Origin of the sequence: Burkholderia sp. NFPP32 (assembly GCF_900119325.1) — a bacterium.
Classification (GTDB): Bacteria; Pseudomonadota; Gammaproteobacteria; order Burkholderiales; family Burkholderiaceae; genus Burkholderia; species Burkholderia pyrrocinia_C.
On sequence record NZ_FPJP01000011.1, the window covers coordinates 133,198 to 147,767 of the forward strand.

Below are 14,570 nucleotides of genomic sequence, written 5' to 3' on the forward strand. Positions count from 1 at the left end.
CACGACCCTGCTGCTCGACGGGCCGCTGCCATCGCATGATGCCCGAAAGCGTGCGAATCCGGCGTCTCGCGCCCCGCTCCGTCAGGCCGCCGGTGACGCGCCCGGCCCCCACCGATCGACGGTGTCGAGCGGATACACGGGCCGCGCGAGCCGCTCGTAGCGAAACAGCCCGTAGTCCGAGCCCGTCACGCCGCGGCTGTCGCATTCGACCAGCGCGGCCGCGATCGGCACGAATACCGGCCGACAATACATCCGCGATTTCAGCAGCAGGAAGCGCGCACGGCGCGGATCGACGCCGACGCTCTCGAACACGCCGAGATCCCACGGCTCCTGCGTGCGCTCGGTGACGACGAGCGTCGCCGCGCCGATGTCGAGCACGGCCGTGCGGCCCATGTACGCGCGCTGGCCCGTATAGGTCGGCCCCGTGATCACGTATTCGCCGTCGGTAATCGCGCGCACGACGCCGGTCGCGCGAAACGGCTCGCGCCGCACGCCGCCGTGCGACGGCAGCCGGTTGCCGACCGGCACCGTGACGGTCGCGCCGACACCCGCATCGATCAGCGCCGCGACCGCTTGCGGGTCGCACAGCGGCCCGCTGACGATCCCGTCGAGCCCCTGCGCGAGCGCTTCTTCGAGCAGGTCCATCGTGTCGCACGGGCCGCCCGACATGCAGTTGTCGCCGTGATCGAGCATCAGCACCGGGCGGTCCGCGCCGCGCGCGAGCGCTGCGGCCTGCGCAACCGACTCCGCGAGCGGCGCGCTGCGGTAGACGAATTCGTCGCGTGCGTCCCAGATCTGCCGCGCGATACGTTCGGCGACGGCATCGGCCGCCGCGCGGTCACCGTCGCCGACCACGACGACGCTGATGCACGGCGCGGGAATGTCCGCGAGCGAGAAACCCGAAAGCACCGACACGGCGAGCACGCCGCCGACCTCGGCCTCGGCCGCGCGCGCGGCCTCCACCGCGCGCCGCATCGCGCCTTCGGCGCTCGCGCTGCGCAGCGTCGACGTCATCAGCGGCGGTTGCCGCCACGCAAGCACCGGCCGCGCGCGACCATGAAGCCGGTCGAGCAGCACGCGCGCCGCATGCTCGCCCGTCTCATACATGTCGACATGCGGATAGGTCTTGAAACTGACGATCACGTCCGCATGGTCGATCATCTTCTGCGTGACGTTCGCGTGCAGGTCGAGCGCGACCGCGATCGGCGCGTCGGGCAGCGCCGCGCGCACGCGCGCGAGCAGGTCGCCCTCGCCGTCCGCGCTCTGCTCGGCGACCATCGCGCCGTGCAGGTCGAGCATCACCGCGTCGCAGCCGGGCGCGGCCGCGACGATCGCCTCGCAGATCGCCGCATACGCATCGGCCGCAACGGGCCCGCTCGGGTTCGCGGCCGCCGACACCGGCGTCACGATTTCAGCGCCTTCACGCGCGGCCGCATCGATGAACGCGGCCATCGCGGTACGCATCCCGTGGTTCGCGCGATATGCGTCGTCGCCCCAGTCGGGGCCGTTGCGGCCGAACGCGGCAAGCGGCGTCGGCACCGGCGAGAACGTGTTGGTCTCGTGGTTCATCCGGGCGATCAGGATCTTCATCGTGCGCCACCTTCCGCGATCCCGGCAGCGCCCAGCATCGCCTGCAGCAGCACGTTGCAGCCGGCTTCCAGATGCACCGGATCGGCGTCCTCGATCTCGTTGTGGCTGATCCCGTCCTTGCACGGCACGAAGATCATCGCGGTCGGCGCAACGCGCGCGAGATACACCGCGTCGTGGCCCGCGCCGCTGATCACGTTCATCGACGACAGCCCGAGCGCGCTCGCGCCGGCCCGAACCTGCCCGACCAGCGTCGCGTCGAACGGCTGCGGCGGGAAGTACACGACCTGCTCGACGTCGATCCGCATGCCGGCCGATGTGCCCAGGTCGGCGCAGGTCGCGCGCAGTTGCGCATCCATCGCCGCGAGCGTCGCATCGTCGGCCGCGCGCAGGTCGACGGTCAGCGTCACGCGGCCCGGAATCACGTTGCGCGAATTCGGGTACACGTCGACCCAGCCGACCGTGCCGCGTCCGTGAGGCGGATGCGCGCGCGCGATGCCGTTCACCGCGCGCACGAGATCGGCCGCGACCAGCAGCGCGTCGCGCCGCAGCTCCATCGGCGTCGGGCCCGCGTGCGCCTCCATCCCGTGCACGGTCACGTCATACCAGCGCTGCCCGAGCGCGCCCTCGACCACGCCGATCGTCGTGTCGTGCGCCTCCAGCACCGGCCCCTGCTCGATATGCGCTTCGAAATACGCGCCGACCGGATGCGCGTCGCGCCCATCGTCCGCATCGCCCGCATAACCGATCTCGACGAGCGCGTCGCGCACCGACACGCCGTCGCGATCGCACTGCGCGAGCGCATGGTCGAGCGTGAACGCACCCGCGAACACGCCGGAGCCCATCATCACGGGCACGAAGCGCGAGCCTTCCTCGTTGGTCCAGACGGCGACCTCGAGCGGCGCACGCGTGCGCACGCCCGCATCGTCGAGCGTGCGCAGCACTTCGAGGCCCGCAAGTACTCCGTAGTTGCCGTCGAACTTGCCGCCGGTCGGCTGCGTGTCGATATGGCTGCCCGTCGTCACGGGCGGCAGGTCGTCGCGTTCGCCCGCACGCCGCGCGAAGATGTTGCCGATCGCGTCGACACGCACCGTGCAGCCGGTTTCCTTCGCCCATGCGACGAACAGGTTGCGCGCCTCGCGATCGAGTTCGGTGAGCGCGAGTCGGCACACGCCCCCTTTGTCGGTCGCGCCGATCCGCGCGAGACGCATCAGGCTGTCCCACAGCCGCGCGCCGTCGACGCGCAAGCCGGACGCCGCGACGCCCGGTGTCGAATCCTGAACTTGCATCGATGGAATTCCTCGCAATGAAAAGGCACGGCGCTTACGCGACGCCGACGCCCAGGTAACGGTCCTTCACCTCGTGATCGGCGGCGAACGCCGCGTTGCTGCCTTCGTAGACGATCACGCCCTGTTCGATCACGAAGTGGCGGTCCGCAAGCCGGGTGCACACTTCGAGGTTCTGTTCGACGAGCAGGATCGCGACGCCGGCCGCCTTGATCCGCTTCAACTGCTCGACGATCTCCTCGACGATCACCGGTGCGAGCCCCTCGACCGGCTCGTCGAGCATCAGCAGCCGCGGGTGGTTCATCAGCGCGCGGCCGATCGCGAGCATCTGCTGCTCGCCGCCCGACAACTGCGCGCCGCCGTTGCGGCGGCGCTCCTTCAGGCGCGGAAAGATCCGGTAGATATCGTCGAGCTGCCACGGCGAATCGCGGCGCGCGCCGAGCCGCAGGTTTTCCTCGACCGACAGCAGCCGGAAAATCCCGCGATGCTCGGGCACGAAGCACAGGCCGCGCGCGGCGATCCGGTGCGCGGGCTGCCCGGCGATCGGCCGGCCCGCGAACGTCAGCGTGCCGCCGGTCGGCGCGACGACGCCCGCGATCGTCTTGAGCGTCGTCGACTTGCCCGCGCCGTTGCGGCCGAGCAGCGTCACCGTCTCGCCTTCGTTCACGTTCAGCGTCATGCCTTGCAGGACGTGGCTCTTGCCGTAGCACGCATGGACCTCCTTCACGTCGAGCATCATGCGCGGCCTCCCGTGATCATGTTGCCGAGATACGCACTGCGCACGCGCTCGTCGCCGCGAATCGCGTCGGGCTTGCCTTCGACCAGCACGCGGCCCTGCTGCATCACCGTGATCGTGTCCGAGATGTCCATCACGATTCCCATGTTGTGTTCGATCAGCACGACCGTGTAGTCGTCGCGCAGGCCGCGGATCAGCGCCTTCATGTCGTCGAGATCGTCGATCCCCATACCCGACGTCGGCTCGTCGAGAAAGATCGCGCGCGGCCGCGCCGCCAGTGCCATCCCGACCTCGAGCCGGCGCTGCTGGCCGTGCGACAGCACGCCGGCCGCCGTGTCGGCGAAGCGCTGCAGGCCGAGCCGCTCGAGCACGTCGTCGACGATGCCGTCGTGCGCGAGCGCACCGCGCGGCGGCGTCCACGGATTCAGCGCGCGCCGCGATTCGACGCCCTGTGCGGCAACCCGCAGGTTCTCGCGCACGCTCAGGTTCGGAAACAGGCTCGTCACCTGGAACGAGCGTGCGATGCCGCGCCGCACGCGCTTGTGATCGGGTTCGCGCGACACGTCGTGACCGTCGAACAGGATCGAGCCCGACGTGATCGGCAGCGTGCCCGTCAGCGTATGGAACAGCGTCGTCTTGCCCGCACCGTTCGGGCCGATCACCGAATGCACGGTGCGCGGCATGATCCGCAGGTCGACGCCGCCCAGCGCCGTGAACTTGCCGTAGCGCTTGACGACGCCGCGCGCCTCGAGAATCGCTTCGCTCATTGCTGCTCCCTCGCATCGGTCGCCGTGCCATCGGTGCGCCGCAGTTTCGCCGCGACGCGTTCGCCCAGCCCCCACAACCCGCGCTGCATGAACAGGCTGACCGCGATCAGCACGAGGCCGAGCAGCAGCAGCCAGCGCGGCCACAGCGTCGACAGCCAGTCCGCGAACAGCACGTAGAACGCCGCGCCGAGCACCGACGCGAACAGGTTGCCGGTGCCGCCGATCACCGTCATCACGAGGATCATCTCGCTCGTGTGATAGTCGATGTTCGACAGCGGCGCGATGCCCGTCATCAACGCGTGCAGCGCACCCGCGAGGCCCGTGACCGCACCCGAGATCACGAACGCCGCGAGCTTGAAGCGCTTCACGTCGTAACCGGCCGCCGCCGCGCGCGCCTCGTTGTCGCGGATCGCGAGCAGCGTACGGCCGAACACCGAGCGCGACACGCGCAGCAGCAGCCAGAACACCGCGACGAACAGCACCGCGACGAAGCCGTAGTAGCGCCACGGCGAATCGAGCGAAACGAGCGGATGCCCGAACGCGGCGAGCGCGGGGCGCGGGATGTCGAGCAGCCCGTTGTCGCCGCCCGTGACGTCCGGCGTCGTATAGGCGAGAAAGTAGAACAGCTGCCCGAACGCGAGCGTCAGCATCACGAAATAGGTGCCGCGCTGCCGGATCGAGAACCAGCCGACGAGCGCTGCCGCGACGGCGCCGAGCGCGGCGGCAGAGAGCAGCGCGACGCTCACCGACGCGACGCCGCGCGTCAGCACGAGCCCCGCCGCGTAGCTGCCGAGCCCGAAGAAGATGCCCTGCCCGAACGACAACAGCCCCGTATAGCCGAGCAGCAGGTTGCAGCCGAGCGCGGCGAGCGCGAACACCAGCACTTCGGTCGCGAGCGATCCCGAGCTCAACACGAGCGGCAGCACGCAGGCCACGGCCACCGCGAGCCAGCCTTCCGGGCGTTGCAACGCGGCGCGCCATGCCGGCGCGCGCTGCGAGGCCGCCGCCCCCGGCGGCAGCGGTTTCGACGATTCGATCATGCGGCCCTCCCCAGCAACCCGTTCGGACGCAGCAGCAGCACGGCCGCCATCGCGACGTAGATCATCAGTCGCGCGCCTTCCGGCCACAGCGTGCTCATCAGGCTCTGCACGATGCCGACCAGCAGCCCGCCGACGAGCGCGCCGAGAAAATTCCCCATCCCGCCGACGACGACCACGACGAACGCGACGCCGAGCGCCTCGATGCCCATGAACGGATCGACGCCGCGGATCGGCGCGGCGAGCACGCCCGCGAGTGCCGCCGTCGCCGCGCCGAGCGCGAACACGAGGCTGAACACGCGCGTCACGTTGATGCCGAGCAGCGAGACCATCTCCGTCGATTCGCTGCCCGCGCGCACCGTGCTGCCGAGCCGCGTGCCTTCGAGCACCCACCACAGCAAGGCGGCGAGCACGGCCGTGAACGCGATCACGAACAGCCGGTATTTCGGGTAGACGAAGCCGCCCCAGATCACGACGCCGTTCAGCGCGTCGGGCGGCGGCACGTTGTCGCCGAGCGGGCCCCATGCGAGGATCGCGCACTCCTGCAGCACGAGCGCGAGCCCGACCGTCGCCAGGATGTGGAATTCATGCTGCTGCGCGTACACATGACGCAGCACGAGCTTTTCGACGCCCCATGCGAACGCGCCGACGACGAGCGGCACGACCGCGAGCGCGACCCAGAAATTCGCCGACCATTGCAGCGCCTGGTAGCAGAGATATGCACCGAGCAGGTAGAACGCGCCGTGAGCGAAATTCACGAAGCGCAGCAGGCCGAATACGATCGACAGGCCGACGGCGAGCAGGAAATACAGCATGCCCACGCCGATGCCGTTGACGATCTGCAGCAGATAGACGTTCATGGCTTCCGTGTCGGAAAGGAAGGTAACGGACGTCCGCGGCGCACGACGGCCGCGGACGCATGCACGGCGTCACGCGAGCTTGCAGCCCGTCTTGTCGACCGGCAGGAACGACTGGCCCGAGCTGACGATGTCGGCATAGTCGTCCGCGCTCTTCATCCGGCCCTTCGGCTTGCCCTTCAGCAGGTAGTAGTTCTTCAGCACCTGGTGGTCGGCCTTGCGGATTTCCTCCGGGCCCGTGAGGCCGTCGTACTTCATGCCCTCCATCGCCGCGACGACCTTCTTCGGATCGGCGCTGCCGGCCTTCACCATCGCGTCGATCAGGATCTTCGAGCAGATGTACGAACCCGCGAGGCTGTAGTTCGGGTTCGCCTTGAACACGGCGTTCGTGCGCTTCACCAGGTCGCGGTTCAGCGGCGAATCGATGCCGTGCCAGTACTGCGCGCCGAAATACACGCCGTCGCAGATGTCGGGCCCGAGCGCCTCGAACTGCTCGAGGCCCGATGCCCACGCGAGCAGGATCGTGCAGTTGCGCTTCATCCCGAAGCTGACGGCCTGGCGCAGCGTGTCCGACGACTGCGAGCCGAAGTTCAGGATCAGCAGCACGTCCGGCTGCGCGGCCGCCGCGTTCGTCAGGTAGCCGCTGAACTCCTTCTCGGCGAGCGAGTGGTAGCTGTTGCCGACATGCTCGATGCCCTTCTCCTTGAAGATCGCTTTCGCGGCCGACAGCAGGCCGTCGCCGAACACGTATTGCGGCGTGATCGTGTACCAGCGCTTCGCCTTCGGCAGCATCTGGATCAACGGGCGCACCGTCTGCTCGATCGCACCGAAGGTCGGCACCGACCAGCGGAACGTCGCGGCATTGCAATCCTTGCCGGTGATTTCGTCCGCGCCGGCCGTGGTGATGAACACGCCGTCCGCCTTCTGGACTTCCTTGCCCATCGCCAGCGATTCGGACGACAGGATGCCGCCCGCGAAGAAGCGCACGCCCTTCTGCTGCGCGATCTCCTGCACGCGCCGCACGGCGGTCGCGGGCTTGCCCTCGGTGTCGAGCGCCGTATAGGCAAGCGGCGCGCCGAGCACCTTGCCGTATTGCTTGACGGCGAGCTGCATGCCGAGATCGGCATACTTGCCGTTGGCGGCGAACGGCCCCGACATCGGCACCGGGCACGCAAGCTGGATGGTCGAACCCTGCGCGAACGCGGCACGGGACGACATGCTGCCGAGCGCACCCGGCACGGCCGACAGTGCGGCCAGTTTCAACAGTTCTCGGCGATTCAAGTTGACGCTCCTGATAAAGGGGACACACGCGATGCGACCGACTGCCAAACCGTGCCCACGCCCTGCAGGATGCGCGCCGCCGGTTGATCCTATTTATCATGATAAATAGAATGAACATGATGCTAGAGTTGATCAAAATTGGTGTCAATCAGGCAAAATTCCGTACCCTGCGCCGGAACGGATCGTCGACGATGACGCGGCGCGCAGTCAGACAAAGGAGTCGTGAAGATGGTCATGGACCGAGCCAGGGCGGGCCTCGCGGTCGAAATCAAGCAGCCGAAGCGGGCCGATCTCGTCGCCGAGGAGATCAAGCGGCTGATCACCGAGAAGGACCTGAAGCCGGGCGACCGCCTGCCGCGCGAAGCCGAGCTGCAGCAGCTCTATGCAGTGAGCAAGAGCACGATCCGCGAGGCGCTGAAGTCGCTCGAGGTGCAGGGGCTCATCAAGGTCACGACGGGGCCGTCGGGCGGCGGGATGGTCGTCGAGGTGCCGCTCGACCGCACGCTGCAGCTCCTGCAGAACTACCTGTTCTTCAAGGACGTGACGATCGACGACATCTATACGGTGCGCCAGCTGCTCGAACCCGAGCTGGCGGCGGGCGCCGTGCCGCACCTGAGCGAGCGCGACTTCGCGGCGCTGGAGTCGAACATCGCGTGTTGCGACGGCGCGTCGGGCGTGCACGACCGCGGCCACATGCTGCGCCAGCGACAGGAGGACACGACGTTCCACGACATCCTCGCGGCCGCGAACCCGAACCCGTTCCTGCGATTCAGCTGCGAGCTGATCAACGAGATGATCCGGCAGTTGATCGAGTTCCGGAACGATACGCCGCTCGTCGAACACAAGCGCTTCGGCGAAGCGAACGTGTCGATCCACAAGGCGATCCTGCAGGCCGCACGCGAGCGCGATGCCGAGCGCGTCCGTGCGCTGATGGTCGAGCACATGACCGAGGCGCCCAAGCATGTGAAGCGGATGAAAGGCAAGCTGCGCGGGCGTCTGATCCTCGACTCCGAGATCCGCAGGCGGGCCGCCGCTCACGTAGCGGGATCCGATGCGGCCGCAACGGATCCCGAAGAGGGCTGATCGTCGGCAAACGCAGTCTTTATCGCGCGCCGCCTTCCGTGTACCCCGTCGTGCCCTTCGTCTCCAGATATTCGACGAGGCCGAACTCCGCATACTCGCGCCCGTTGCCCGAGCGCTTGTAGCCGCCGAACGGCGCGGCCGGGTTCCACGCCGGATAGTTGATGTGGACGTTGCCGACACGCAGCCGCGCCGCGATCCGGCGCGCGCGTTCGAGATCCTTCGACTGCACGTAGGCCGCGAGCCCGTACACCGAATCGTTCGCGAGCGCGACCGCCTCGTCCTCGGTCCGGTAGGTCATGATCGACAGCACCGGCCCGAAGATTTCCTCGGTCGCGATCGTCATGCCCGGCGTGACGTTCGAGAACACCGTCGGTCGCACGTAGAAGCCGTCGCCGAGCCCGTCCGGCCGCCCCGGGCCGCCTGCGACGAGCGTCGCGCCCTCCTCGATCCCGAGCCGGATGAAATGCTGGATGCGGTCGAACTGCGTGCTGCTGACCACCGGCCCGATGCCCGTCTCCTGCGAACGCGGATCGCCGACGACGGTGCGCTCCGCCTCGCGGCGCGCGGCCTGCTCGGCCAGCGCCAGATGACCGGCATGCACGAGCATGCGCGTCGGCGCGTTGCACGACTGGCCGCTGTTGCTGAAACAGCTGCGCACGCCGCGCGTGACCGCATCGTCGATATCGGCGTCGGGCAGGATCAGGTTCGGGCTCTTGCTGCCGAGCTCCTGGTGCACGCGCTTCACGGTATCGGCGGCGGCCTTCGCGACCTCGACGCCCGCGCGCGTCGAACCCGTGAACGACACCATGTCGACATCCGGGTGCCGCGACAGCGCGTCGCCCGCTTCATGCCCGTAACCGTGCACGAGGTTGAACACGCCGGGCGGCACGCCGGCTTCGTGCAGGATCTCCGCGAACAGGATCGCGCTGAACGGTGCGATCTCGCTCGGCTTGAGCACCATCGTGCAACCGGCCGCGAGCGCCGGCGCGACCTTGCACACGATCTGGTTGATCGGCCAGTTCCACGGCGTGATCAGCGCACACACGCCGATCGGCTCGTGCGACACCAGCAGCGAATCGGTCTGCGTGCTGAAGCGGAACGACTGCAGCGCGCGGATCGTCTGTTCGAGGTGCGCGGTGCCGACCGCGGCCTGCATTGCGCGCGCGAACGCGATCGGTGCGCCCATCTCCTGGCTGATCGTTTGCGCGACCTCTTCGTAGCGGCGCCGATAGATGTCGAGCACGCGCCGCAGCAGCGCGACGCGCTCGGCCACGGACCAGCGCGAGTATGTTTCGAAGGCCTGCTTCGCCGCGCCGACCGCGCGGTCGACGTCGGCCGCGCCGCCGATCCTGAGCTGCGCATACGGTCGCGCGGTGGCCGGGTCGACCACGTCGATCGACCGTGCATCGGCCGGATCGAGCCACTGGCCATCGATATAGGACTGTTGTGACGTTCGCATCGAATGCTCCTGTTGTGAGGATGCCGGCTCAGCGCATCGCACGCGTATAGGTGTCGACGAGGATGTCTCGAATCTGCGCGACGAACCACACGATCTCGTCGCGCGACATCACGAGCGGCGGCGAGAACTGCACGATCGGCGTGCCTTCGTGATCGACGCCCGCGCGGCACAGCAGCCCCGCGTCGAAGATCGCGGGCGCAAGCAGCGTCGACACGAACGCCTGCGCGCCGATGCCGGCCGACCAGCGGTGCGCGGCCTTGTCGGTCACGAGTTCGAGCGAGTAGTGGTAACCGTCGCCGCGCACGTCGCCGACGCACGGCAGTTCGAGCAGGCCGTCGAGCGTCCGGCGGAACATCGCTTCGTTGTCGCGGACGTTCGCGAGCACGCCTTCGCGCTCCATGATCGCGAGGTTCGCGAGCGCGGCCGTGCATGCGACCGGATGGCCGCCGTACGTCGCGCCGTGCAGGAACATCTGCTGCGGCCCGTCGAGCACCGTATCGACGACCGCGTCGCTCGCGATCACGCCGCCGAGCGGCACGTAGCCCGACGCGATGCCTTTCGCGAACGTGATGACGTCCGGCTTCAGCCCGTAGCGCGCCGACCCGAAATATTCGCCGAGCCGGCCGAACCCGCAGATCACTTCATCCGCGACGAGCAGCACGCCGTGCCGGTCGCAGATGTCGCGCAGCCCGGCCGTGTAGCCGGCGGGCGGCGTCAGGCTGCCGCCCGCGTTCTGCAGCGGCTCGACGACGATCGCGGCGACCGTGTCCGGCCCTTCCTGCACGATCAGCGATTCGATCTCGTCGAGCAGGTGGCGCGTGAACTGCGCTTCCGTCTCGCCCGCCGGGCGGCCGTAGCGCTTCGTGTTGCCCACATGCCGCACGCCGGACATCAGCGGCTCGAAATGCTTGCGGAAGTTCGTCATTCCGTTCAGTGCCAGTGCGCCGAACGACGTGCCGTGATACGCGACGCGCCGCGCGATGAACTTGCGCCGCTGCGGCTCGCCGCGCGACTGGTGATACTGGCGCACCAGCTTGATCGCCGATTCGTTCGACTCCGAGCCGCTCGACGTGAAGAACACGCGGTTCAGGCCGTCGGGCGCGAGCGCCGCGAGCTTGTGCGCGAGACGGATCGCCGGTTCGTGGCCATAGCCCCAGTTGGTTGCGAACGGCAGCCGCACCATCTGCTCGCGGATCGCGTCGCCGATCTCCGCGCCGTGGCTATAGCCGACCTGCACGCAGTACAGCCCGGCCAGCGCATCGAAGTAGCGCTTGCCGTTGCGGTCGACGAGCCAGCAGCCTTCGCCGCGGTCGAACACGGTCAGCGCGTTGTCGCGATACGCATCGGCATGCGTGAAGTGCATCAGCAGGTGGCGCTTGCCGAGCGCCTGCAGGTCCGCATCGGGATTGACGTCAACGGCGTTCATGGATCACTCCTCCTTCAGGGTTTCAAAACCGGTATCCGGCGACCGGTCGTTCAATTCATCGACAGCGTCGGCGCCGGGCGCGTGAAGCCGCGCGTCAGCCACACGAGCTGGCAGAGCCCGAGCGCGAGCCAGCCGATGCCGACGTAGAACGTCTGGCGCGACAGCCCCGACCAGAGCCACACGTTCATCGCGAAGCCGATCGCCGGCATCGCGCCGAACGCGATCCAGCCCGCGGCATGACGGTGCTCGGGCCGGCACAGATAGCTGCGCATCACGCACAGGTTCACGATCGCGAATGCGACGAGCGCGCCGAAGCTGATCATCGTCGACGCGAGATCCAGCGTGACGAACAGCGCGGACAGCGACACGACGCCGACCGCGAGCGTCGCGCGCACCGGCGTGTGCAGCCGCGCATGCAGGTGGCCGAACACGCACTCGGGCAGCACCCGGTCGCGGCCCATCGCGAACAGCACGCGCGTCACGCTCGCCTGCCCGGCCATCGCGCTTGCGAAGCAGCCGGCCACATACACCGCGACGAACAGCGCCGACAGCGTGCCGCCGCCGATGCGCCGCATCAGTTCGAGGCTGGCCGAATCGAGATCCCTGAACGCGTGCCAGTCGGGAAACACCACTTGCCCGATGTACGCGATCAGCATGAACAGCAGGCCGCTCGCGAGCGTGCAAAGCAGGATCGCGAGCGGGACCGTGCGCCGCGGCTCGCGCGTTTCCTCCGACAGCGTGGTGACCGCATCGAAGCCGAGGAACGACAGGCACAGGATCGCGGACCCGGCGAAGATCGCGCGCGCATCGCCCGACGACGGCAACGCGACGGCCATCGACAGGCCTTCGCCGCTCGCGACCCGCGCCGATGCGACGACGAAGATCGCGATGAACACGAGCTGGCTCGCGATCAGGATCAGGTTCACGCGATTGACGAGCCGGATGCCGATGATGTTCAACCCGGTGACCAGCGCAATGCTCGCGACGATCCACACGCTGGCCGGCACGGCCGGGAATAGCTGCTTCATGTAGATGCCGATCGCGAGGTAGCTGATCATCGGGATGAACAGGTAGTCCATCAGCAGCGCCCAGCCGACCATGAAGCCGGCCGACGTACCGAAGTTGCGGCTCGCGAACGTATAGGCCGACCCGGCGCTCGGCATCAGCCGGGCCATGTGGCCGTAGCTGCGCGCGGTGAACAGCATCGCGATCAGCGTGACCGCATACGCGGCCGTCAGATGCCCGTTCGTCTCGCTCGTGACGATTCCGTAGGTCGTGAACACCGTCATCGGCAGCATGTACGCGAGGCCGAAGATCACCAGCGTGAACAGTCCGAGCGGATGCGCGTCGCGTCGTCCGTTTGCATCGCATCGATGCGCGCGCGGCTCCGAGTCATTCGCCGAATCGACCGATGCGGACCGACCTGGCCTGTCGTTGTTCATGCTGTCCTCACGTGGATTTCGTTCATGACGTCAACACTCGTTTCGTCGGCAACGCGTGCATTGCACGATTCGGAAACGAGTGTGGTGCGCCAAAAAATCGACGACGAATGAGAAAAGCGGACGTAATAGAGGGATATTTTCGGACACATCGCCGCGCGTCGTGCCGGCCAGTCATGAATGGTGCTGTGCCGCACTGGCATTTTGCGGACATTCCGGCTATGTTCTACGCGATCCCGTCGCCGCATCCGCACCATGGACAGCCGCTCCCACCAAAACCAGAGCAGGGCCGAGCGCAGCCTGCGTTCGTCGCTCGGCCTCGCGCGTCCGGCCGGACGCCAGGAAGACATTCCCGCCACCGTCCACGCGATCGCGGTCGCGCTGGACGAGTGCCGCGTGCGGCGCATCGACGGCGCCGCGCTGCTCGAAGGCACCGGGCTCGGCGCGGACGAAGTCGCGTCGCCGAACCTGCACGTGAATCGCGGCCAGGAGCAGCGCTGTTTCCGCAACCTGCTGCGCTGCAGCGGCGTGCCGTCGATCGGGCTGTCGATCGGCGCGCGGCTTCACGTGTCGACGCTCGGCCTCGCCGGCTACGCGATGCTGATCAGCGGCTCCGTGATGCAGGCGTTCCGGTGCATGAGCCAGTTTCCGCTGTTCATGGGGCTGTATTTCGATGTGCGTATCGATGCGCATGCGGAAGGCATGAGCGTGACGATCGGCCGCTACAACGGCGAGCCCGATCTCGAGGTGTTTCAGGTCGACATGTGCCTGTCCAGCCTGCGCCTGATCGTGTCCGACCTCGTCGGCAAGCCGGTCTGGCCCGAGCAGTTGCAGCTTGCGCGCCGCACGCCGCGCAACGCGGCCGACTACACGCGCCACTTCGGCTGCAAGGTCGCGTTCAATGCGGGCGACAACCGTCTCGTGTTCACGTCCGTGAACGGCACGGAAACGCCGCGCCTCGCGAACGAAGTCAGCTTCAACGCACTGCACTATCAGTGCGAAGCACTCGAACGTCAGTGGGCCGCGTCGGTCGGCACGCGCTTCGCCGATCGCGCGAAGGAGCTGATGGCGCGCGACCTGTCGCGCTTCAAGTCGATGACGTCGCTCGCGGATGCGCTGCATCTGACGGAGCGCACGCTGCGCAGGCGGCTCGACAAGGACGGCATCACGTTTCAGTCGCTGCTCGACGAAGTGCGTCACGACGAAGCGGCGCGGATGCTCGACGACCACACGCTGACGGTCGCGGCGATCGCGGAACGTCTCGGTTACAGCGAGCCGCGCAGCTTCCGTCATGCGTACCGGCGCTGGACCGGCAAGGCGCCGCGCGCCGAGCCGGACGTCGACGCGTGAGCAGCACCGGTTACGGCTTCATTGCCGACATCGGGATTCTTTGCATACATCATCCATGACCAGCGCCTGAATGGAGACATGCTCGACAAGTCGGTCAATCGACAACCGGGTAACGCGTATAGATCGCGCATCGAAAAATCTGCAACCCGGAATGAAAATCGCAATGAATCGACTCGCGTAGAATGCCCGCAACAATCAATCCGAACGCGGCCACGCTCCGATTCCGCTCGCATCGACGCAATGCGAAAGAGACCCGCGGCAT

The 14,570-nt window shown here is 67.7% G+C and carries 12 protein-coding genes; 2 read left to right on the forward strand and 10 right to left on the reverse strand.

Translation table 11 applies throughout. The annotated features are described in order from the left end of the window. Positions 1–81 precede the first annotated feature (81 nt). The 7 genes from BT264_RS21135 to BT264_RS21165 form a co-directional block, all read right to left on the reverse strand. Positions 82–1,590 carry a M81 family metallopeptidase gene (locus BT264_RS21135; protein WP_072440452.1) on the reverse strand — a complete coding sequence of 503 codons (1,509 nt, stop codon included), beginning with the start codon at positions 1,588–1,590 and terminating at the stop codon, positions 82–84. Next, entirely contained in the window at positions 1,587–2,876 is a 1,290-nt protein-coding gene (locus BT264_RS21140) for a Zn-dependent hydrolase (protein ID WP_072440450.1), read from the reverse strand. The genes BT264_RS21135 and BT264_RS21140 overlap by 4 nt, the downstream gene beginning before the upstream one ends. 34 nt (positions 2,877–2,910) lie before the next feature. Continuing rightward, positions 2,911–3,612: an ABC transporter ATP-binding protein gene (locus BT264_RS21145; RefSeq protein WP_072440448.1), complete on the reverse strand. Its 702-nt coding sequence runs from the start codon at positions 3,610–3,612 to the stop codon at positions 2,911–2,913. Then, the gene (locus BT264_RS21150) at positions 3,609–4,376 is read right to left on the reverse strand and encodes an ABC transporter ATP-binding protein (protein ID WP_072440446.1); all 768 of its coding nucleotides are present in this window, start codon (positions 4,374–4,376) and stop codon (positions 3,609–3,611) included. Before BT264_RS21150 ends, BT264_RS21145 begins: the two co-directional genes overlap by 4 nt. Then, complete coding sequence (locus tag BT264_RS21155) at positions 4,373–5,416, reverse strand: branched-chain amino acid ABC transporter permease (protein ID WP_072440445.1); 1,044 nt, start codon at positions 5,414–5,416, stop codon at positions 4,373–4,375. The genes BT264_RS21150 and BT264_RS21155 overlap by 4 nt, the downstream gene beginning before the upstream one ends. Then, positions 5,413–6,273, reverse strand: a complete 861-nt coding sequence (locus BT264_RS21160) for a branched-chain amino acid ABC transporter permease (protein WP_072440443.1) — start codon at positions 6,271–6,273, stop codon at positions 5,413–5,415. Before BT264_RS21160 ends, BT264_RS21155 begins: the two co-directional genes overlap by 4 nt. Before the next feature lie 69 nt (positions 6,274–6,342). Continuing rightward, positions 6,343–7,551 carry an ABC transporter substrate-binding protein gene (locus tag BT264_RS21165; protein ID WP_072440441.1) on the reverse strand — a complete coding sequence of 403 codons (1,209 nt, stop codon included), beginning with the start codon at positions 7,549–7,551 and terminating at the stop codon, positions 6,343–6,345. A gap of 228 nt (positions 7,552–7,779) precedes the next feature. Between BT264_RS21165 and BT264_RS21170 the strand changes: the two genes are divergently transcribed. After that, positions 7,780–8,634 carry a FadR/GntR family transcriptional regulator gene (locus tag BT264_RS21170; protein ID WP_072440439.1) on the forward strand — a complete coding sequence of 285 codons (855 nt, stop codon included), beginning with the start codon at positions 7,780–7,782 and terminating at the stop codon, positions 8,632–8,634. 19 nt (positions 8,635–8,653) lie between these two features. Here the strand turns inward: BT264_RS21170 and BT264_RS21175 are convergent, their stop codons facing one another. Genes BT264_RS21175 through BT264_RS21185 form a run of 3 tightly spaced genes read right to left on the reverse strand, consistent with a single transcriptional unit; the run spans position 8,654 to position 12,961 of the window. Then, positions 8,654–10,093, reverse strand: a complete 1,440-nt coding sequence (locus tag BT264_RS21175) for an aldehyde dehydrogenase family protein (protein WP_072440437.1) — start codon at positions 10,091–10,093, stop codon at positions 8,654–8,656. A 28-nt stretch (positions 10,094–10,121) separates the two neighbouring features. Then, positions 10,122–11,519 carry an aspartate aminotransferase family protein gene (locus tag BT264_RS21180; RefSeq protein WP_072440435.1) on the reverse strand — a complete coding sequence of 466 codons (1,398 nt, stop codon included), beginning with the start codon at positions 11,517–11,519 and terminating at the stop codon, positions 10,122–10,124. 50 nt (positions 11,520–11,569) lie between these two features. After that, entirely contained in the window at positions 11,570–12,961 is a 1,392-nt protein-coding gene (locus BT264_RS21185) for an APC family permease (RefSeq protein ID WP_072440433.1), read from the reverse strand. A gap of 252 nt (positions 12,962–13,213) precedes the next feature. On the opposite strand from BT264_RS21185, the gene BT264_RS21190 reads away from it, so the two are divergent. Next, the gene (locus BT264_RS21190; protein WP_072440431.1) at positions 13,214–14,308 is read left to right on the forward strand and encodes an AraC family transcriptional regulator; all 1,095 of its coding nucleotides are present in this window, start codon (positions 13,214–13,216) and stop codon (positions 14,306–14,308) included. The last annotated feature ends 262 nt before the right edge of the window (positions 14,309–14,570 follow it).

What these genes read in the sequence shown, in the direction of transcription:
- BT264_RS21140 (WP_072440450.1), bottom strand. Translation starts at nt 2,876, where the DNA reads ATGCAAGTTCAGGATTCGACACCGGGCGTCGCGGCGTCCGGCTTGCGC.
- BT264_RS21135 (WP_072440452.1), bottom strand. Translation starts at nt 1,590, where the DNA reads ATGAAGATCCTGATCGCCCGGATGAACCACGAGACCAACACGTTCTCG.
- BT264_RS21190 (WP_072440431.1), top strand. Translation starts at nt 13,214, where the DNA reads ATGGACAGCCGCTCCCACCAAAACCAGAGCAGGGCCGAGCGCAGCCTG.
- BT264_RS21155 (WP_072440445.1), bottom strand. Translation starts at nt 5,416, where the DNA reads ATGATCGAATCGTCGAAACCGCTGCCGCCGGGGGCGGCGGCCTCGCAG.
- BT264_RS21180 (WP_072440435.1), bottom strand. Translation starts at nt 11,519, where the DNA reads ATGAACGCCGTTGACGTCAATCCCGATGCGGACCTGCAGGCGCTCGGC.
- BT264_RS21170 (WP_072440439.1), top strand. Translation starts at nt 7,780, where the DNA reads ATGGTCATGGACCGAGCCAGGGCGGGCCTCGCGGTCGAAATCAAGCAG.
- BT264_RS21160 (WP_072440443.1), bottom strand. Translation starts at nt 6,273, where the DNA reads ATGAACGTCTATCTGCTGCAGATCGTCAACGGCATCGGCGTGGGCATG.
- BT264_RS21175 (WP_072440437.1), bottom strand. Translation starts at nt 10,093, where the DNA reads ATGCGAACGTCACAACAGTCCTATATCGATGGCCAGTGGCTCGATCCG.
- BT264_RS21150 (WP_072440446.1), bottom strand. Translation starts at nt 4,376, where the DNA reads ATGAGCGAAGCGATTCTCGAGGCGCGCGGCGTCGTCAAGCGCTACGGC.
- BT264_RS21145 (WP_072440448.1), bottom strand. Translation starts at nt 3,612, where the DNA reads ATGATGCTCGACGTGAAGGAGGTCCATGCGTGCTACGGCAAGAGCCAC.
- BT264_RS21185 (WP_072440433.1), bottom strand. Translation starts at nt 12,961, where the DNA reads ATGAACAACGACAGGCCAGGTCGGTCCGCATCGGTCGATTCGGCGAAT.